This window comes from Mycobacterium sp. DBP42, from assembly GCF_005924235.1.
GTDB classification, from domain to species: Bacteria; Actinomycetota; Actinomycetes; order Mycobacteriales; family Mycobacteriaceae; genus Mycobacterium; species Mycobacterium syngnathidarum.
The window spans coordinates 17,101-36,950 of sequence record NZ_VCMY01000053.1 but is presented as its reverse complement, the minus strand read 5'-3'; the positions used below and the strand labels follow the sequence as shown (position 1 = coordinate 36,950).

Genomic DNA, 19,850 nt, shown 5'->3' with positions numbered 1-19,850 from the left:
CGGGGCGCGGGGCCAAGATGCCCAAGAGGTATCAAACCCGCGAACAAGACCAACGCGACCGCATCGCCGAAGAACGACGGCTACGCGCCGAACTCAACAACGACCTCCAAACCCAAAACGACTACCTAGCCTGGCTCGCCGAAGAATACGGACCACCACCGCCCTTCTGAACCCGAGTGTGGGGCCAATCAACCTTCGGCGCGTTCCTTCAACCGCTGCAGGGTGAGCTGAATGTGCTCGGCGTTGGCGCCGTCGCGGTCGGAGACCCCGGTGGCCAGGCCCGCGACCTTCTTGAACCAGCCCGCACGGCGATCCCAGGTGGACTCCGTCACCGTGCAGCCGCCGTCGGAAGCCACGATGTCGTAGCGCCAGTGCGCGACGGGGAAAACCAATGACTTCACGTCGAAGGCGAAGGTCTTTCCCGGCTCGGCATCGGTAACTGTGCAGACAGTGCTCCAGGCCTTGGAGCCATTGCGGTTGTGCCCCTTGAAAACCGAACCGGGGGTGGCGGAATTACCCTTCTGCCACTCCATCGCGTGGGCCTCCTCGGCCAGCGAGGCCATCGTGGGCAGGTCGGTGATGAGTGCGTACACCGCCGCGGGATCGGCAGCAATGGACACAGTGGCTTTCACGGGCTCGGTCATGGGGCGATCGTAGTCCCGCGCTGTCGAGCGCCATGCCCCATCGTGGGCAGATGTCCGGGAATCCTCGGCGGGGTCTGCAACGTTGTGATCCGTATGACAGAGCGCCAGGTGCTGCAACCCAGCGCAGCCCACCCCATCACCATCAGACCCACCGGCCGCCGGGTCACCGTCACGGTCGGCGGCGCGATCATCGCGCAGACCGATGCCGCCCTGACCCTGCAGGAATCGACCTATCCGGCGGTGCAATACATTCCGCGCACCGACGTGGTTTTCGAGACGCTGAGCCGCAGCGCCACCACCACCTACTGTCCGTACAAGGGTGACGCGAACTACTACGACGTCGGCGGGGTCACCGACGCACTCTGGACTTATGAGGCCCCGTATCCGGCGGTCGCCGAAATCGCCGGTCACCTGGCGTTCTACCCGGACAAGGCGGACATCGTCCTGGCCTAATCTGGTGCCGTGCCCTCAACCAGCGTCGTATTCGAGGGCCCGGCCAGCCCGGGCCTGACGTTGGCCCCGTGGCGGCGCGGCGGCGGTGACCCATCCAATCGGATCGGTGCCGACGGCGCGAGCTGGCGAACGAGCGCCATGAAGACGGGCCCGGTGACCGCGCGGATCACCAAATCGGCGCCCGAGACCGTGGACTGCGAGGCGTGGGGCCCCGGCGCCGCCGAGTTCCTGGACGGGTTCGCGGCGCTGATGGGCGCCGAGGACGACACCCGCGGGTTCGAGCCGGTCGAACCGACGATCGCCGAGGCGCGCCGAAGGGTGCCGCATCTGCGGCTCGGGCGCAGCGGCCGGGTGTTGGAGGCCCTGGTGCCGGCGATCATCGAACAGCGCGTCTCGGGAATGGATGCGTGGCGGGCCTGGCGTCGACTGGTGACCAAGTATGGCGCGCCGGCTCCGGGACCGGCGCCGGCCGGGATGCGGGTCCCGCCCACGGCGGAAATATGGCGGCGGATCCCGTCGTGGGAATTCCACCGGGCCAACGTGGACCCGGGCCGCGCCCGCACGATCGTCGGGTGCGCGCAGCGCGCCGACGCCCTGGAGCGGCTGACAGCTGAACGGGCCATGACGGGATTGCGGTCACTACCCGGGGTCGGTGAATGGACAGCGGCCGAAACCGTGCAACGCGCCTTCGGAGACGCCGACGCGCTGTCGGTGGGCGACTATCACCTGGCGACGATGGTGGGCCGGACCCTGCTCGGCCACCCGATCGATGACGCGGCCATGGTGGAACTGCTCGAACCGCTGCGCCCGCACCGCCAGCGTGCTGTGCGGCTGCTGGAAGCCAGTGGGCTGGCCCACAATCCGCGCTTCGGCGCACGTCAGGCCATTCCGAACCTGCGCACGTTGTAGCCGTGGTGATTGCCCGGCACGGTTGTCGGGTACCCGGGAGGCGACCGAACGTGAACAGGAAGGAACCGCAATGACCGCGTTCACCATTCCCGGCCTCACCGACAAGCAGGGCAGCGACGTGGCCGCGCTGTTGCAGAAGCAGCTCAGCACGTACAACGACTTGCATCTGACGCTCAAACACATCCACTGGAACGTCGTCGGACCGAACTTCATCGGAGTACACGAGATGATCGATCCGCAGGTCGCGCTGGTGCGTTCCTACGCCGACGAGGTCGCGGAACGAATTGCTGCACTTGGCAAGTCGCCGAAGGGCACCCCGGGTGCCATCCTGGCCGACCGCACGTGGGACGACTACTCCGTCGGCCGCGACAATGTGCAGGCCCACCTCGCAGCGCTGGACCTCGTCTACAACGGTGTCATCGAGGACACCCGCAAGGCGATCGACAAGCTGGAGAAGCTCGACCTGGTGTCACAGGACGCCCTCATCGACCATGCTGCCGAACTCGAGAAGTTCCAGTGGTTCGTGCGGGCGCACCTGGAAAGCGCCGGGGGACAGCTGGCGCACGAGGGAGCGCCCACCGAACGTGGCGCGGCGGGCAAGGCCCGGCGCAAGAGCGCGTAGCGCTCGCCGTGGTTGACCTCAACCATTGTTGAGGTGCCAGCCTGGGGTGATGCCTACCTGGATATGCACCGGTTGCGGTGTGGAACACCCGGATTCGCCAACCGAGCCGACGAGCAGTTGCGTACTGACGTCGGAGGTTGTGTCGATCGAGGAACGCGGCGACCTACCGCCGCACGGCACCTGGACCACGCTGGAGAAATTGGGGGTCCAACCGCACCACACCGAGCACGTCGACCACGGCCGCGGGGTGCACAGCTTGCGCAGAGCACCCAAGTTCGCCATCGGGCACAGGTCTTTCCTGGTACAGACCGCGCACGGAAACCTCCTGTGGGATTCGCCGAGTTACCTGGACGACGAGATAATCGGGCTGGTGCACGGCCTAGGTGGGGTCGACGCCGTGGCCGCGAGCCATCCCCACATGTTCGGCGCGCAGCTCAGCTGGAGCAAGGCGTTCGGGGGCGTTCCGGTATACGTGAACTCGCTCGACGCGGAATGGCTCCCGGACCGGGATCCGGTGATCCAGCTGTGGGACGAGCAATCCGCACCGCTGCCGGGGTTGCGGCTGATACATGTCGGCGGGCACATGCGGGGAAGCTCGGTGGCGCTGACTGCCGACGGCACACTGCTGGTCGGGGACACCATCTCCGGTGGGCTGGCGCGGAACTGGGTGTCATTCCAGCGCAACTTTCCCAAGCACATCCCACTCTCGGCCGCGGTGGTGCGGCGGATCGTGGACCGGCTCGACGAGTTCGACTACGACCGGCTCTACACCCTTGGCGGCGATGAGATCGACATCGCCGCCAAGGATGTGGTGCACCGGTCGGCTGAGACCCATATTCGTTGGGTCAGTGGAGAATTCGACGACCTGACCTGAGCTACCGGTCGTCCTCTCGGTCCAACGCGTCCTCGCGCACCGGCCGGTCGGCAAGTTCCTCGGCGACACCGAACAGGAACGAGTAGGCCAGCCCGGCGATGGCCGCGCCGACCAGCGGGGCGATCCAGAACGCCCAGAGCTGCGCGGGGGCGCCGTTGCCGTTGAAGAATGCCACCGCCGTCGAACGTGCCGGGTTGACCGAGGTGTTGGAGATCGGGATCGAGACCAGGTGGATCAACGTCAGCGTGAGTCCGATCGACAGACCGGCGAAGCCCTTGGGCGCGCGGTCATCGGTGGAGCCCAGGATGACCAGCAGGAACACCGCGGTGAGGATCACCTCGGCGAGAAGCACCGCCATCAGGGAATACCCGCCGGGGGAGTGCTCGCCGTAGCCGTTGGCAGCCATGTTCCCGGTGGCGGACCAACCGTCCTTGCCGCTGGCGATCACGTAGATCACCACGCCGGCCAACAGACCGCCGATGACCTGAGAAATCCAGTACGGCACAACAGCTGTCCATTCGACACGGCGGGCCAGCGCAGCACCCAGGGTGACGGCTGGATTGAAGTGCCCGCCCGAGATGGTGCCGAACGCGTATACGCCGGTCAGCACGGTCAGGCCGAAGGCGAGAGCCACGCCGAGGAAGCCGATCCCGACGGAGAAGCCGTCGGAGAGAACCTTCGCGGCGAACACCGCGCTACCGCAACCGCCCAGGACCAGCCAGAACGTCCCGATGAATTCGGCCGCCAACCTGTGCGTCATTGCCGGTGTGGTCATGGTGAACTCCTCCGTGCTGATGTCGGACGTGATCTGACGGGAGCGTCACATGCCATCAGCCGATGGCGATATCGATGTTGCTGAACCGTTGGCGGATCGAAATTTACGCAGCGGGGCCGAAATTGGTGCGATACCTGCGCTGAGCGCGGTAGATGGAGACGTCGGTCCGCGCGATCAACATATAGGCGATGCCGACGGCCACCATCGCACCGGGGATGACCGCGAAGGAATCGGTCATCTCGGCCACCATGATCGTCACCGCAAGTGGCGCATGGGCGACGCTCCCGAAACAGGCCATCATGCCGACCACCACGAAGACGGCCGGCGATGCGGGTAAACCTGGGGCTCCGGTTATTTCACCGAGCCGCCAGACGGCGGCGCCGACGAACGCGCCGATCACCACACCAGGTCCGAAGATGCCGCCCGAGCCGCCGGTCCCGATCGAGAGCGAGGTCGCCACGATCTTCGCCAGCGGCATGAGCAGCACGATCCACAGCGGGATCGCCATCAAAGTGTCTGTGGCCGCGGCCTTCTCGGCCCAGCCGTATCCGCTGGCCAACACCTGGGGGACGGCCAGCGCCAGCACACCGACGGCCAGTCCACCGACCGTGGGCTTGACGACCTTGCCGCCGGGAAGTTTCGCGGTGAGTGCGACCGTGCCATAGAAGATTCGGGCGTACAGCCACCCGAACATCGCGGCGACGATGCCCAGCACCACGAACCAGCCGAGGTCCAGCGGGTGGTCGAAGCGGTAGCCGTCGGTCAGCGTGCCGAACAGCGGATCGAAGCCCAGGATCGATCCGAGCACGGCATAGGCCGTCGCCGAGGTGATGAAGCCGGGAACCAGCGCCCGGTAGTCGAAATCCTCGCGGTAGACGATCGATGCCGCGAGCACCGCACCTCCCAGTGGGGCGCCGAATATCGCACCGATGCCCGAGCCGATACCCAGCGATACCGCCAGTCGGCCGTCGTCGTCGGGCAGGTCCAATCTTCGCGTGAGTAACGAACCGAAGCCTGCGGAGATCTGCGCGGCTGGGCCCTCGCGACCGCCGGAGCCACCCGAGCCGATGGTCAACGCGCTGGCCACGGTCTTCACCCAGATCGCCCGGGCCCGAATGGACCGCGGATCGGTGTGGACGGCTTCGATGGCGTTGTCGGTGCCGTGCCCCTCGGCCTCGGGAGCGAATCTGGCCACCAGCCAGGCCGATACGAGGGCTCCGCCGCAGGTGATCAGCGGGATGGCCCAGGGCCGGTCGAATCCGGGCGAGCCGTCGTCGCCGCCGTCGCCGACCGGTTTGGGAATGTCGTAGCCGCCGAGGTAGCCCAGCAGGAAGCGACCCGTGTAGTCCAGGGCCAGGTAGAACACCACGGCTCCGAGGCCAGCGATGACCCCAATGGAAACGCCGAGGACCAGCCATTTTCGCAGATATCCCGAGCGCCGGAGGAAGCGGCTCAGCGAGCGCGCTGTCTCGGGCATGCAGCGGATGCTACTGCGTGGCCGGGTCCGGCTCAGCGGTATGCGGTCAGCCGGGCCACCAGGGCGACCTGGCCGTCGTCGCCGACGGCTTGCGCGTCGGCTACTCCGGAGCTTCGTCCGATACGCAATGCCCGTGCCTCATAACGGGATTCGTCACCGCCGCGGAACTGACGCAGATAGTTGACCCGCAGCGAGGCGGTATGCCACGGGCCGCCCGCTCCGTCGCCCAGCGCGGCGGATCCCACGAGCTCGAGCGCCGCGGCGGACACTCCGCCGTGCACGATGCCGATGCTGTTGTTGACAACGGGATCCGGCAACTGCCGCAGCACCGCCGCCTGACCGCCGGTCTCGGCGACCCCGACCGACATCCGTTCTTCGAGCGTGGCGGGAGGCGTCCCCTCTTCCGCGTCGGAAGGCCATGCGACGACGTGGCCTGGGACGTTGATGTGAAACGACCGCACCGTCGCCGTCCCGATCAGGTGAGCGCCATGCGTCAGCTCGGACAGGCTCAATGAACCGGTGCCCTTGGGCCCGAACGGCCTGGCGGTCGCCACCACCGGCACCTCCGGCGCTGCCAGGACGACCTCCAAGGCGTGCGGGATCAGCTCGATGGCCAGCTCGCTGGACACCGTCCACTCGTCGTCATCGCGGCGGTAGTGATTGGCCAGGCCGCCCACGTGATCGACCAACATCGCCAGCGGGGCGAGGGTCGGCAGGTGAGTCAGCGGATTGAGTAGACCGCTGACCGGTATGGAGGCCACGCAGCGGTCCGGGCCCTCCTCGAGGGTTTGGACTGCCATGCGGCCCAGCGGGGTATTCAGCGGATAGTGCATCGCCGACAAGAGTTACGCCCATCGCGGTGGCTATATACCCCCTAGGGGTATACAGTGGCGATATGACCACGACCGAACACGCGATGCATGAGCACGAACACACCGGTCACTCGGGGCATGCCGGGCATGGTGACCACGTAGCGCAGTTCCGCAGACTGTTCTGGGTCATGGCGGCGTTGGCCGTGCCGACGGTCGCGCTCTCGCCGATGTTCGCGACGCTCCTGGGCTACGACCTTCCGGACTTCCCTGGCGCGCGGTGGATCTCACCCATCCTCGGCACCGTGATGTACCTGTGGGGCGGTCGCCCGTTCCTCACCGGGGCAGTCAGTGAGATACGTTCGCGCGCACCGGGAATGATGCTGTTGATCGGATTGGCGATCACCGTCGCGTTCCTCGCGTCGTGGGGCGCGAGCCTGGGCATGCTGCACCACCAACTGGACTTCTGGTGGGAGCTGGCGCTGTTGATCGTGATCATGCTGCTGGGCCACTGGATCGAGATGCGGTCACTGGCCCAGACCACCTCGGCGCTGGACTCGCTGGCAGCGCTGCTGCCAGACGAGGCCGAACGCGTCGAGGGGGACGGCCCCGCCGAGCGGGTGGTCACGGTGACCCCGTCGGACCTGCGGGTCGGTGACCTGGTGATCGTTCGCCCCGGAGGCAGCGTGCCCGTCGACGGCCGCATCGTCGACGGCGCGGCCGACATGGACGAGTCGATGGTCACCGGAGAATCGCGCACTGTCCGCCGAAGCGTGGACGACGACGTCGTCGCAGGCACCGTCGCCACCGACTCCGGACTGCGGATCCGGGTGACCGCCGTGGGCGACGACACCGCATTGGCCGGCATCCAACGCCTGGTCGGCGAAGCGATGAACTCCTCGTCGCGAGCGCAACGCCTGGCCGACCGCGCGGCAGGCTGGCTGTTCTGGTTCGCGCTGGGCTCAGCGGTGCTCACGGCCCTGGCGTGGACGTTGCTGGGTGAACCTGACCAGGCCGTGGTCCGCACCATCACCGTGCTGGTCATCGCCTGCCCGCATGCCCTCGGCCTCGCCATCCCGCTGGTCGTTTCCATCGCGACCGAGCGCGCCGCCAGGGGTGGAGTGCTGGTCAAGGACCGCCTGGCACTGGAAACCATGCGCACGGTCGGCGCGGTGCTGTTCGACAAGACCGGCACCTTGACCAAAGGCGAGCCGGCCGTCACCGCGGTGATGGCCACCGACCGCGCCGAAAACGACCTGCTGGCGCTGGCCGCCGCCGCGGAGGCGGATTCCGAACATCCCCTGGCTCGTGCCATCGTTGCGGCAGCACAGCGCCGCGGCGTCGACATCCCGGCGGCCAGTGACTTCAGCTCCTCACCCGCGGTAGGGGTGAGCGCCCAGGTCGGTGGGCAGCGGGTGCAGGTCGGTGGGCCGGCCCTGCTCGATCAGGCCGGGCGCACGGCCCTGCCCGATGTCGCGGTTTGGGACGGCGCCACCGTGCTGCACGTGCTGGTGGACGGGGAAGTGGCCGGCGCGCTGGCGCTGGCCGACGAAATCCGGCCGGAATCTCGCCAAGCCGTCGACGCACTGCACGCTCGGGGCGTCGAAGTGGTGATGATCACTGGCGACGCTGCCCCGGTGGCCTCCGCTGTGGCCGCTGAGCTGGGCATCGACCGTGTTTTCGCCGGCGTGCGGCCTGAAGACAAAGCCGCGAAGGTCGCCGAGCTGCAACACGAGGGCCTGACCGTGGCCATGGTGGGCGACGGCGTCAACGATGCGCCGGCACTGGCCGCCGCCGACGTCGGCATCGCCATCGGAGCGGGTACCGATGTCGCCATCGCCTCGGCGGGCGTCATCCTCGCCAGCTCCGATCCCCGGTCGGTGCTCTCGGTGATCGAGCTGTCCCGTCAGTCCTACCGCAAGATGAAGCAGAACCTTTGGTGGGCAGCGGGTTACAACCTGATCTCGGTCCCGCTGGCGGCTGGAGTGGCTGCTCCGCTGGGGTTTGTAATGCCGATGTCGGTCGGGGCGATATTGATGTCAGCGTCGACGGTTGTCGTGGCACTCAATGCGCAGTCGCTACGTCGGCTCGACCTACGGCCGGAGGCCGGTGTACGCAGCGTCGTGCGCGCCTCGGGGCGTTGATCATGCAATTCTAAGAATCTGACTAAGCTTTACCGCAAATGACATCTTGCGAGATAATAGCACTGTAGATGCATATTTATCTTCACTCAGCAAACAAATTGGCCGACGGAGGTGATGATCGGCCCAGATGGGGGTTGTCGATCCCGCAACTGGGAATGTGGGAAATGGCAAGGGCTGCAGCGTAATTCGATAGTCCGTCCGCGTAGCTGCGCGCGGGGGAGAACGTCGACATCGAAGTATCGTTAGGCTTAGCTAAGTTGGCATCGGCCACGGTAGTTGCCTTATCGTTTTCTCCACTTATGGCGTGTGGGACATAGCCGTCGTCCAGTGCTGCACGGAGGCGCCCACGCCAAGCCGGCTTCTTCTTAGAAGCGTGTTGAAGGGCAAGGTGGGAATGGCGCCCAGCAAGGTCGGGCTGTACAACCCCGCATACGAACATGATGCGTGCGGTGTGGCAATGGTGGCAGATATTCACGGTCGCCGCAGCCGAGACATCGTGGACAAGGCCATCACGGCACTGGTGAACCTCGAGCACCGTGGTGCCCAGGGTGCCGAGCCGAACACCGGCGACGGCGCCGGCATTCTGCTGCAGGTTCCGGACTCGTTCCTGCGCGAGGTGGTCGACTTCCAGCTTCCGGAACCCGGTAGCTACGCCACGGGCATGGCATTCCTGCCGCAGTCGTCACGCGACGCCGCAGTCGCGGCCGAAGCCGTCGAGAAGATCGTCGAGGCCGAGGGCCTGCAGGTGCTGGGCTGGCGCGAGGTGCCCACCGACGACTCCTCCCTGGGCGCCCTCGCACGTGACGCCATGCCCAGCTTCCGGCAGCTGTTCATCGCCGGCGCCTCCGGCATGGACCTCGAGCGCAAGGCCTACGTCGTGCGCAAGCGGGCCGAACACGAACTGGGCACCAAGGGCCCGGGCCAGGACGGCCCTGGCCGCGAGACGGTGTACTTCCCCAGCCTGTCCGGTCAGACCTTCGTCTACAAGGGCATGCTGACCACCCCGCAGCTCAAGGCGTTCTACCTCGACCTGCAGGACGAGCGGATGACCAGTGCCCTGGGCATCGTGCACTCCCGCTTCTCCACCAACACCTTCCCGTCCTGGCCGCTGGCCCACCCGTTCCGGCGCATCGCCCACAACGGCGAGATCAACACCGTCACCGGCAACGAGAACTGGATGCGGGCCCGTGAGGCGCTGATCCGTACTGAGGTGTTCGGCACCGACGGACTCGACAAGATCGTCCCGGTCTGTACCCCCGGCGCCTCGGACACCGCGCGTTTCGACGAGGTGCTCGAGCTGCTGCACCTCGGCGGCCGCAGCCTGCCGCACGCCGTGCTGATGATGATCCCCGAGGCGTGGGAACGCCACGAGACGATGGACCCGGCGCGCCGCGCCTTCTACGAATTCCACGACTCGCTGATGGAGCCCTGGGACGGCCCCGCATCGGTCTGCTTCACCGATGGCACCGTGATCGGCGCCGTGCTGGACCGCAACGGCCTGCGTCCCTCCCGCATCTGGGTGACCGAAGACGGTCTGGTGGTCATGGCCTCCGAGGCCGGTGTGCTGCCGCTCGACCCGTCCACCGTCGTCAAGAAGATGCGCCTGCAGCCCGGCCGGATGTTCCTGGTGGACACCGCTCAGGGCCGCATCGTCTCCGACGAGGAGATCAAAGCCCAGCTGGCCGCCGAGCAGCCCTACCAGGAATGGGTCGAGACGGGCCTGTTCCCGCTCGACGAGTTGCCGCCGGGAGACTACGTCCGGATGCCGCACCACCGCGTTGTGCTGCGCCAGCAGACCTTCGGCTACACCTACGAGGAGCTCAACCTGCTGGTGGCGCCGATGGCGCGCACCGGAGCCGAGGCCCTCGGCTCGATGGGTACCGATACTCCGGTGGCCATCCTCTCGGCGCGGCCACGGATGCTGTTCGACTACTTCCAGCAGCTGTTCGCCCAGGTCACCAACCCGCCGCTGGATGCCATCCGCGAAGAGGTGGTCACCAGCCTGCAGGGCGTGATCGGGCCCGAAGGCGACCTGCTCAACCCGGGACCGGAATCCTGCCGCCAGATCGTGCTGCCGCAGCCGATCCTGCGCAACGCCGACCTGTCCAAGCTGATCTGCGTCGACCCCGACCACGAGGTCCGGGGCCGCAAGCACGGTATGCGCGCCGCGGTGATCCGCTGCCTCTACCCCGTCAACCGGGGCGGTCAGGGACTCAAGGAAGCGCTGGACAACGTCCGCGCCAAGGTGTCGGAGGCCATCCGCGAGGGCGCCCGCATCATCGTGCTGTCCGACCGCGAGTCCAACGAGACCATGGCGCCGATCCCGTCGCTGCTGTCCGTGGCGGCCGTGCATCACCACCTCGTCCGCGAGCGCACCCGCACCAAGGTCGGCCTGGTGGTCGAGGCCGGTGACGCCCGCGAGGTGCACCACATGGCGACGCTGTGCGGCTTCGGTGCCGCCGCGATCAACCCGTACATGGCCTTCGAGTCGATCGAGGACATGGTCGACCGGGGCGTCATCTCCGGGATCACCAGCGATCAGGCGAAGGCCAACTACGTCAAGGCCGCCGGCAAGGGCGTGCTCAAGGTGATGTCCAAGATGGGCATCTCCACCCTGGCCTCCTACACCGGTGCCCAGCTCTTCCAGGCCATCGGCGTCTCCCAGGAGGTGCTCGACCAGTACTTCACCGGGCTGAGCTGCCCGGTGGGTGGCATCGAGCTCGACGACATCGCCGCCGATGTCGCAGCCCGCCACGCGCTGGCCTACCTGGACCGCCCCGACGAGCGCGCCCACCGCGAGCTCGAGGTCGGTGGCGAATACCAGTGGCGCCGCGAAGGCGAATACCACCTGTTCAACCCCGACACGGTGTTCAAGCTCCAGCACTCCACCCGCACCGGGCAGTACTCGATCTTCAAGGAGTACACCGCGCTGGTCGACGACCAGAGTGAGCGGATGGCCTCGCTGCGCGGCCTGCTCAAGTTCAAGGGCTCCGAAATCAGTGGGCGGCAGTCGATTCCCATCGACGAGGTAGAGCCCGCTTCCGAGATCGTCAAGCGGTTCTCCACCGGTGCCATGAGCTACGGCTCGATCTCTGCCGAGGCACACGAGACACTGGCCATCGCGATGAACCGCCTCGGCGGCCGGTCGAACTCGGGCGAGGGCGGCGAAAGCGTCGACCGATTCGACCCCGACGAGAACGGCGACTGGCGCCGCAGCGCCATCAAGCAGGTGGCGTCCGGCCGGTTCGGCGTGACCAGCCACTACCTGACCAACTGCTCCGACATCCAGATCAAGATGGCCCAGGGAGCCAAGCCTGGTGAGGGTGGCCAGCTTCCGGGACACAAGGTGTACCCGTGGGTGGCCGAGGTGCGGCACTCGACCCCGGGCGTCGGCCTGATCTCGCCGCCGCCGCACCACGACATCTACTCGATCGAGGATCTGGCGCAGCTGATCCACGACCTGAAGAACGCCAACCCCGGTGCTCGTGTGCACGTGAAGCTGGTGTCCGAGAACGGCGTTGGGACCGTTGCCGCTGGTGTCTCCAAGGCTCACGCCGACGTGGTGCTGATCTCCGGCCACGACGGCGGTACCGGCGCCACCCCGCTCACCTCGATGAAGCACGCCGGTGCCCCGTGGGAGCTGGGCCTGGCCGAGACGCAGCAGACCCTGCTGCTCAACGGCCTGCGGGACCGCATCGTCGTCCAGGTCGACGGTCAGCTCAAGACCGGCCGCGACGTCGTGATCGCCGCGCTGCTGGGCGCCGAGGAATTCGGCTTTGCCACTGCACCGCTGGTGGTCTCGGGCTGCATCATGATGCGCGTCTGCCACCTCGACACCTGCCCGGTGGGTGTGGCCACCCAGAACCCGGTGCTGCGTGAGCGGTTCAACGGCAAACCCGAGTTCGTCGAGAACTTCTTCATGTTCATCGCCGAAGAAGTCCGGGAACTCATGGCGCAGTTGGGCTTCCGGACCGTCAACGAGATGGTCGGCCAGGTCGGCGCGCTGGACACCACCCAGGCCGCCGAGCACTGGAAGGCCCACAAGCTGGACCTGACGCCGGTGCTCTACGAGCCCGAGTCGGCGTTCATGAACCAGGACCTGTACTGCAGCTCGCGTCAGGACCACGGCCTGGACAAGGCGCTCGATCAGCAGCTGATCACCCAGAGCCGCGACGCCCTGGACAAGGGCACCCCGGTGCGATTCGCCACGAAGATCACCAACGTCAACCGCACGGTAGGCACCATGCTCGGCCACGAGGTCACCAAGGCCTATGGCGGACAGGGACTTCCGGACGGAACCATCGACATCACCTTCGACGGATCCGCCGGCAACAGCTTCGGCGCGTTCGTGCCCATAGGCATCACGCTGCGGGTCTACGGTGACGCCAACGACTACGTCGGCAAGGGTCTGTCGGGTGGCCGGATCGTCGTCCGCCCGGCCGACGAAGCCCCGGCCGACTTCGCCGCCGAGGACAACATCATTGCCGGCAACGTGGCGCTGTTCGGCGCCACCAGCGGCGAGGCGTTCCTGCGCGGCCAGGTCGGCGAGCGGTTCGCGGTGCGTAACTCCGGCGCCCACGCGGTCGTCGAAGGTGTCGGCGACCACGGCTGTGAGTACATGACCGGCGGCAAGGTCGTCATCCTCGGACCCACCGGCCGCAACTTCGCGGCGGGCATGTCCGGCGGTGTCGCCTACGTCTACGACCCGGCCGGCGTGCTGGGCGAGAACCTCAACAGCGAGATGGTGGAGCTGGAAGCCCTCGAGGCTTCTGACTCAACCTGGTTGCGCGGCTTCATTGCCGCCCACGTCGACGCGACCGATTCGGCTGTGGGACAACGGGTCCTATCTGATTGGGATAACGAGTTGAAGCACTTTGTGAAGGTCATGCCGCGCGACTACAAGCGCGTGCTGGCCGCGATCGCCGAGGCCGAACGCGCCGGCGAGAACGTGAACGAGGCGATCATGGCGGCCGCAAATGGCTGATCCTCGCGGTTTCCTCAAGCACACCTCCAAGGAACTCCCCGTCCGCAGGCCGGTTCCGCTGCGCCTCAAGGACTGGAAAGAGGTCTACGAGGACTTCTCCCACGACAAACTGCAGGACCAGGCGTCGCGATGCATGGACTGCGGTATCCCGTTCTGCCACAACGGTTGCCCGCTGGGGAACCTGATCCCCGAGTGGAACGACCTGGTGTACCGGGACCGGTGGCGCGACGCGATCGAGCGGCTGCATGCCACCAACAACTTCCCGGAGTTCACCGGAAGGCTGTGCCCCGCCCCGTGTGAGGCCTCGTGCGTCCTGGGCATCAACCAGGATCCGGTGACCATCAAGCAGGTCGAGGTCGAGATCATCGACAACGCCTTCGATGAGGGCTGGGTTGTACCGAAGATGCCCGACGTGCAGACCGGCAAGAAGGTCGCCGTCGTCGGGTCCGGACCGGCCGGACTGGCCGCCGCCCAGCAGCTCACCCGGGCCGGCCACACCGTCACGGTGTTCGAGCGCGCCGACCGCATCGGTGGCCTGCTGCGCTACGGCATCCCCGAGTTCAAGATGGAAAAGCGTCACATCGACCGACGCCTGGAGCAGATGGCGGCCGAGGGCACGCAGTTCCGTCCCGGCGTCAACGTCGGCGTCGACATCACCGTGGCCCAGCTGCGGCTGAACTATGACGCCGTCGTGCTGGCCGGCGGTGCCACCGCATGGCGCGATCTGCCGATCCCGGGCCGCGAGCTCGACGGCATCCACCAGGCGATGGAATTTCTGCCCTGGGCCAACCGCGTCCAGCTCGGCGACGACGTCCTCGACGAGAACGGCCAGCCGCCGATCACCGCCAAGGACAAGCACGTCATCATCATCGGCGGCGGCGACACCGGTGCGGACTGCCTGGGTACCTCGCACCGCCAGGGCGCGGCCAGCATCCACCAGTTCGAGATCATGCCGCGTCCGCCCGAGACCCGTGCGGACTCGACCCCGTGGCCGACCTACCCGCTGATGTTCCGCGTGTCCTCGGCCCACGAAGAGGGCGGAGAACGAGTGTTCTCGGTCAACACCGAGCAGTTCACCGGCGAGAACGGTCATGTGACGGGCCTGCGCGCACACGAGGTCAAGATGAACGCCGGCAAGTTCGAAAAGGTCGAAGGGACCGACTTCGAGCTCAAGGCCGACCTGGTGCTGCTCGCCATGGGATTCGTCGGGCCGGAGAAGGAAGGCCTGCTCAACAAGCTCGGTGTCGAACTGACCGACCGCGGAAACGTGTCCCGTGACAACAACTTCCAAACCACGGTGCCCGGCGTGTTCGTCGCCGGTGACATGGGTCGTGGACAGTCGCTGATCGTGTGGGCCATCGCCGAGGGCCGCGCCGCCGCCGCGGGTGTGGACCGCTACCTGATGGGCAATACGGCACTGCCTGCGGTGATCAAGCCGACCGCAGCGCCGCAGCGCTGATTTGGTGAATCGGCCTGAACGCTGCAGCCTTTCCATGGTGTTGGGCTGAACTTGAGAGATCTCTTAATTAACTGTTGTGTGCTGCATCACAGCCGGCAGTGCGCCCAAAAGGTGATGTAGATCTCTCGCGAACCCGATTTTTTCGCCACATTCGTAACATCAGTCCCATCAGAAACACGGGAAGGCTTTTCGGCGTGGCACGCACTGTTTGCCAGGTATCGGGTATCTAATGACGTGGTGAGAGTGCTGCGGTAACGTGGAACTACGGGTACAGCAACCAGATATTCGCAGGAGTGATCACCGTGTACATCAGCCCGATAAGTCGGTCACGGATGGGTCGTATTGCCTGGTCATTGTTCCGTCATCCGATGAAGAGCCGTGAGTTTCCGGCGAAGAACGAACGACTGGTCACGGCAGACGAGCTACTTCGCTTCGGAGTTTGACGAGTATCCGGCACCGTGCACAACGCCCTCGAACCGGCGCGATAGCGCCGATCCGAGGGCGTAGCTATTTGTGTCAGCTGCTCAGCTGACCAGAATCCCTGATCGCCTCGGCCAACGGCTCCAGAACTGCCGTGTCATAGGGCGGCGGCAGGTAGATGATCGCCAGATCCAAGCCCTCGGCGCCGAGCGCGGCGGCCTCGTCGAGCACCTTCGCGACATCGTGGTCCGGGCCGAGTCGCACGTGCGCTGACAGCGTGATCTCTTTGGGGTCGCGGCCGATGTCGGAGCAATGTGCCGCAAGCACATCGCGCTTGCGGGCGAACTCCTCGGGCGGCCCGCCCACGAAGTTCCAGTGATCGGCGTACTGCGCGGTGATGCGCAGCGTCCGCTTCTCGCCACTTCCGCCGATGCAGAACGGCGGGTGTGGCTGCTGCGGACCCTTGGGTTCGTTGCGGGCGTCCTTGAGCTGGTAGAACTTGCCGTCGAACGTCGTCGTCTCCTGCGTCAGCAGGCCTTTCAGAACCTGGCAGGCTTCCTCGAACCGGTCGAAACGCTCCTTGATCGAACCCAGTTCGATGCCGTAGGCGCCGGATTCCTCTTCGTTCCAGCCGGCACCGATCCCGAGTTCCAGGCGACCGTCGGACACGATGTCGAGCGCGGAGGCCATGTTCGCCAGCACGGCGGGATGGCGGTAGTGGATACCGGTGACGAGCACGCCGACGCGCAATCGCTCGGTGGCCTGCGCCAGGGCGGTCAGCGTCGTCCAGCCCTCCAGGCAGGGCCCGGTCGAGTCGGAAAAGATCGGATAGAAGTGGTCGAATGTCCAACCGGACTCGAAGACGTCGATTTTGTCGGCAGCTTTCCAAATGGCAAGCATGTCGGCCCAGGTCGTGTTCTGCGGGGAAGTCTTGAAAGCGAATCGCACAACAGTCCAAACTAGCCACGTAAGCCGATTAATTCCTGGACTCCGACAGGTCGTCTCTCTCATGGTGGATTCGACGAAAGCTTGTGAGCACACTGCCAAACTGCTGGAAGGCGTCCGGGATGAGGACCTCGGCAGTCGCACCCCGTGCGAGAAGTTGCCGGCCACGTTCCCACTGAGCGCCGCTGTGCTGATTCCGTATCTTCGGTGCCATCTGATCGATGCAATCGGTAGTCTCGGGCAAGGAAATGTACGGAATCCAGCGATAAGACCATCTGGGAGTGAACATGAGCGAGTACGCAGTCACCGATCCGGCGACCGCCGAGGTGGTCGCCACCTACCCGACCTCGACCGACGCCGAGATCCAGGCTGCGATCGAGGCTGCGGCCAAGACTGGGCGCAGCTGGGCTCGTACCACCACGGTGGCCGAGCGGGCCGCGCTGATCGGCAAGGTCGCCGCCCTGCACGAGCAGCGCCGCGAACAGCTCGCCGACGTGATCGTCCGGGAGATGGGCAAGCCGCGCGATCAGGCCCTGGGTGAGGTCGACTTCAGCGCCGCCATCTACCAGTACTACGCGGACAACGCCGGGAAGTTTCTTGCCGACGAGGAGATCACCCTGCTCGACGGCGAGGGCACCGCAGTGGTCAAGCGGGGCCCCGTCGGGGTGCTGCTCGGCATCATGCCGTGGAACTACCCCTACTACCAGGTCGCCCGCTTCGCCGGACCAAACCTGATCGTAGGCAACACAATTCTGCTCAAGCACGCCCCGCAATGCCCCGAATCCGCCGAACTGCTGCAGCTGATCTTCCTCGAGGCCGGGCTCCCGCAGGGTGCCTACGTCGACATCCGTGCCACCAACGACCAGGTCGCCGAGATCATCGCCGACTCCCGAGTGGCCGCGGTGTCGCTGACCGGTTCCGAGCGGGCGGGTGCCGCGGTGGCCGAGATCGCCGGCCGCAACCTCAAGAAGTGCGTGCTGGAACTCGGCGGCTCCGATCCGTTCATCGTGCTGTCCACCGATGATCTCGACGCGACCGTGGAGGCCGCGGTCGAGGGACGGATGGAGAACACGGGCCAGGCCTGCAACGCCGCCAAACGCTTCATCGTCGCCGAGAACCTCTACGACGACTTCCTGACCAAGTTCACCGAGAAGCTGCTGGCCGCCGCCGACGGAATCGCCCCGCTGTCTTCGGAATTGGCTGCCGAGCGGCTGGAGCGGCAGGTCAAGGCCGCTGTCGACCAGGGGGCGAAACTGACCTCGGCGGGGGAGCGTCGCGGCGCCTTCTACCCGCCGGCTGTGTTGACCGGCGTCACCGAGGACAACGATGCCTACCGGCAGGAGCTGTTCGGCCCGGTGGCCGTGGTGTACAAGGCCGGTTCCGAGGACGAGGCCGTCGAAATCGCCAATGACACCCCGTTCGGGTTGGGCTCCTACGTCTTCACCACCGATGCCGATCAGGCCGCCCGGGTGGCCGACCGCATCGATGCGGGCATGGTGTTCGTCAACGCGGTCGGCGCCGAGGGCGCCGAACTGCCGTTCGGCGGGGTCAAGCGGTCCGGTTTCGGCCGCGAACTCGGCAAGTTCGGCATGGACGAGTTCGTGAACAAGAAGCTCATCCGCACCGTCAGCTGACGTGTGAGCGGGCGTGCTCGATCGCTTCGTCGAGCGAATCGAGCAGATGGTTCTCGTGTCGCAGTGACTCGAACACGCCGACGTTGGCCAGCAACTCGGCATGTTCGGGTCGAACGCCCTTGATGATCACCGTGATACCGCGCGACTCCAGCTCGGTCGCGATCTCGGCGAGGGTGTGCGCGCCGGTGGCGTCGAGCATGCCCAATTGCGACATCCGGATGATGACGACGGACGTGTGCGGATGCTCGGCGTCCACGATGGCATTCGAAATACGTTCGGCCGCACCGAAGAACATCGCGCCGTCCAGGCGCAGCAACACGATCTGATCGTCGCGGGGATGCGGCGGACCGGGCAGCTCCTCGCGGACGACGCTGCTGCGCCGCGCCACCGAACGCAACGCGAAGAACGCGGCAACGACGACACCGATCTCGACGGCCTCGATCAGATCGAAACACACGGTGACCGCAGCGGTCAGGGTGAACGTCAACGCGTCGGATCGAGTGGAGCGCAGGATCTTCCGGATCGTGGCCGCCGAGATCATCCGGAACGACGTCACCATCAGCACCCCGGCCAATGCGGCGAGCGGAATGGTGGACACCGGGCCGGTGGCCAGATACACCACTCCCAGCAGGACCAGCGAGTGCACGATAGCTGCCACTCGCGTTCTGGCGCCGGACCGGACGTTGACCGCGGTGCGGGCTATCGCGCCCGTGGCGGGCATGCCACCGAACACCCCGGAGGCGACCGACGCGAGGCCCTGGCCCACCAGCTCCCGGTCCGGGTCGTACGGTCCGGTCGGTGACATCGTCGCCGCGACCCGCGCCGACAGCAACGATTCGATGGCCGCCAGCGCGGCGATGGCCAGCGCCGCGCCCAGGAGGGCGCGCAAGGCGCCGAGGTCAGCATGGGGGAGCAGTGGGGTGGGCAGGTGTGACGGCAGTTCGCCGATCGCGGCGACCCGGATGTGCAGCACGCTGACCAGAACGGTGACCACGATGACGGCTGTGAGCGACTCGGGAATGGTGCGGTGTAAGCGGGGCAGTGCGACCATCAGGAACGCGACAACGGCAACTACCCCAAGGGTTTTCGCCGCAGCCGTCCAGTCCGCCTGGGTGATCGCCGTGATGGCGGCGGGCAGTGTGCGCTCACCGGCCGGGGCCTGCTGCGCGAAGGCGGCGGGAACCTGCTGCAGGAAGATGATCGTGGCGATGCCCAGGGTGAATCCCTCGATCACGGGCCACGGGATGAACGTGACGGCCCGGCCGAGGCCGGTAGCCCCGGTGGCCAGCACCAGTAGGCCTGCCGCAACGGTCACCAAGGCGATGCTGCCGAGCCCGTGTTGCGCGACGATCGGCGCGAGGACCACCGCCATCGCCCCGGTCGGGCCGGAAACCTGCACATGGGAACCGCCGAAAACGGCCGCGACCAGGCCGGCGACCACCGCGGTGACCAGTCCCGCGGCGGCTCCGACACCTGAACTGATCCCGAACGCCAACGCCAACGGCAGTGCCACCACGCCGACGGTCACACCCGCGAGGATGTCGCGGCGCCACGAGCGCGGCAGCTCGGCGTAGTCGTCGCGGTGGGGCAGCAGCCGACCGAAGGTGCCGGCCGCGGTTCTGATCAAGGGAGTTGCCTGACGAATTGATGGATTGAACGATTTCGCAAATCACTGTACGGCATCGCAAATGCTGGGCACAC

14 protein-coding genes are annotated in these 19,850 nt (G+C 66.5%); 8 read left to right on the top strand and 6 right to left on the bottom strand.

Features of this window, described 5'->3' with window-relative positions:
- Nucleotides 1-188: 188 nt before the first annotated feature.
- Nucleotides 189-644, bottom strand: coding sequence for an SRPBCC family protein (locus E0T84_RS28555; protein ID WP_070945852.1), 456 nt, complete (start codon nt 642-644; stop codon nt 189-191).
- 93 nt (nt 645-737) lie between these two features.
- Here E0T84_RS28555 and E0T84_RS28550 point away from each other — a divergent pair, with 93 nt between their 5' ends.
- From E0T84_RS28550 to E0T84_RS28535, 4 genes are all read left to right on the top strand, one after another.
- Nucleotides 738-1,097 carry a DUF427 domain-containing protein gene (locus tag E0T84_RS28550; protein WP_070185104.1) on the top strand — a complete coding sequence of 120 codons (360 nt, stop codon included), beginning with the start codon at nt 738-740 and terminating at the stop codon, nt 1,095-1,097.
- A 9-nt stretch (nt 1,098-1,106) separates the two neighbouring features.
- Nucleotides 1,107-2,006, top strand: a complete 900-nt coding sequence (locus E0T84_RS28545; RefSeq protein ID WP_138746150.1) for a DNA-3-methyladenine glycosylase — start codon at nt 1,107-1,109, stop codon at nt 2,004-2,006.
- Between the two features lie 70 nt (nt 2,007-2,076).
- On the top strand, nt 2,077-2,628 hold the full coding sequence (locus tag E0T84_RS28540; protein WP_138746149.1) for a Dps family protein: 552 nt from the start codon (nt 2,077-2,079) through the stop codon (nt 2,626-2,628).
- Between the two features lie 49 nt (nt 2,629-2,677).
- Complete coding sequence (locus E0T84_RS28535; protein WP_171055208.1) at nt 2,678-3,502, top strand: hydrolase; 825 nt, start codon at nt 2,678-2,680, stop codon at nt 3,500-3,502.
- 1 nt (nt 3,503) lies between these two features.
- Here E0T84_RS28535 and aqpZ read toward each other — a convergent pair whose 3' ends face one another.
- The 3 genes from aqpZ to E0T84_RS28520 form a co-directional block, all read right to left on the bottom strand.
- Nucleotides 3,504-4,277 carry an aquaporin Z gene (gene aqpZ, locus E0T84_RS28530; protein WP_138746148.1) on the bottom strand — a complete coding sequence of 258 codons (774 nt, stop codon included), beginning with the start codon at nt 4,275-4,277 and terminating at the stop codon, nt 3,504-3,506.
- 103 nt (nt 4,278-4,380) lie between these two features.
- Nucleotides 4,381-5,754: a chloride channel protein gene (locus tag E0T84_RS28525; RefSeq protein WP_138746147.1), complete on the bottom strand. Its 1,374-nt coding sequence runs from the start codon at nt 5,752-5,754 to the stop codon at nt 4,381-4,383.
- A gap of 32 nt (nt 5,755-5,786) precedes the next feature.
- The gene (locus E0T84_RS28520; RefSeq protein ID WP_138746146.1) at nt 5,787-6,587 is read right to left on the bottom strand and encodes a PaaI family thioesterase; all 801 of its coding nucleotides are present in this window, start codon (nt 6,585-6,587) and stop codon (nt 5,787-5,789) included.
- 62 nt (nt 6,588-6,649) lie between these two features.
- Here E0T84_RS28520 and E0T84_RS28515 point away from each other — a divergent pair, with 62 nt between their 5' ends.
- From E0T84_RS28515 to E0T84_RS28505, 3 genes are all read left to right on the top strand, one after another.
- A complete protein-coding gene (locus E0T84_RS28515; protein ID WP_075910377.1) occupies nt 6,650-8,707 on the top strand; it encodes a heavy metal translocating P-type ATPase in 2,058 nt (685 codons plus the stop codon).
- 394 nt (nt 8,708-9,101) lie between these two features.
- Nucleotides 9,102-13,691 carry a glutamate synthase large subunit gene (gene gltB, locus E0T84_RS28510; protein WP_138746153.1) on the top strand — a complete coding sequence of 1,530 codons (4,590 nt, stop codon included), beginning with the start codon at nt 9,102-9,104 and terminating at the stop codon, nt 13,689-13,691.
- Nucleotides 13,684-15,150, top strand: a complete 1,467-nt coding sequence (locus E0T84_RS28505; RefSeq protein ID WP_070945860.1) for a glutamate synthase subunit beta — start codon at nt 13,684-13,686, stop codon at nt 15,148-15,150. The genes gltB and E0T84_RS28505 overlap by 8 nt, the downstream gene beginning before the upstream one ends.
- A gap of 516 nt (nt 15,151-15,666) precedes the next feature.
- Here E0T84_RS28505 and E0T84_RS28495 read toward each other — a convergent pair.
- Complete coding sequence (locus tag E0T84_RS28495) at nt 15,667-16,518, bottom strand: LLM class F420-dependent oxidoreductase (RefSeq protein WP_138746145.1); 852 nt, start codon at nt 16,516-16,518, stop codon at nt 15,667-15,669.
- A 284-nt stretch (nt 16,519-16,802) separates the two neighbouring features.
- Here E0T84_RS28495 and E0T84_RS28490 point away from each other — a divergent pair, with 284 nt between their 5' ends.
- Nucleotides 16,803-18,149: an NAD-dependent succinate-semialdehyde dehydrogenase gene (locus E0T84_RS28490; protein ID WP_138746144.1), complete on the top strand. Its 1,347-nt coding sequence runs from the start codon at nt 16,803-16,805 to the stop codon at nt 18,147-18,149.
- Here the strand turns inward: E0T84_RS28490 and E0T84_RS28485 are convergent.
- Entirely contained in the window at nt 18,142-19,776 is a 1,635-nt protein-coding gene (locus E0T84_RS28485; RefSeq protein ID WP_138746143.1) for a SulP family inorganic anion transporter, read from the bottom strand. The genes E0T84_RS28490 and E0T84_RS28485 overlap by 8 nt on opposite strands.
- Nucleotides 19,777-19,850 lie beyond the last annotated feature (74 nt).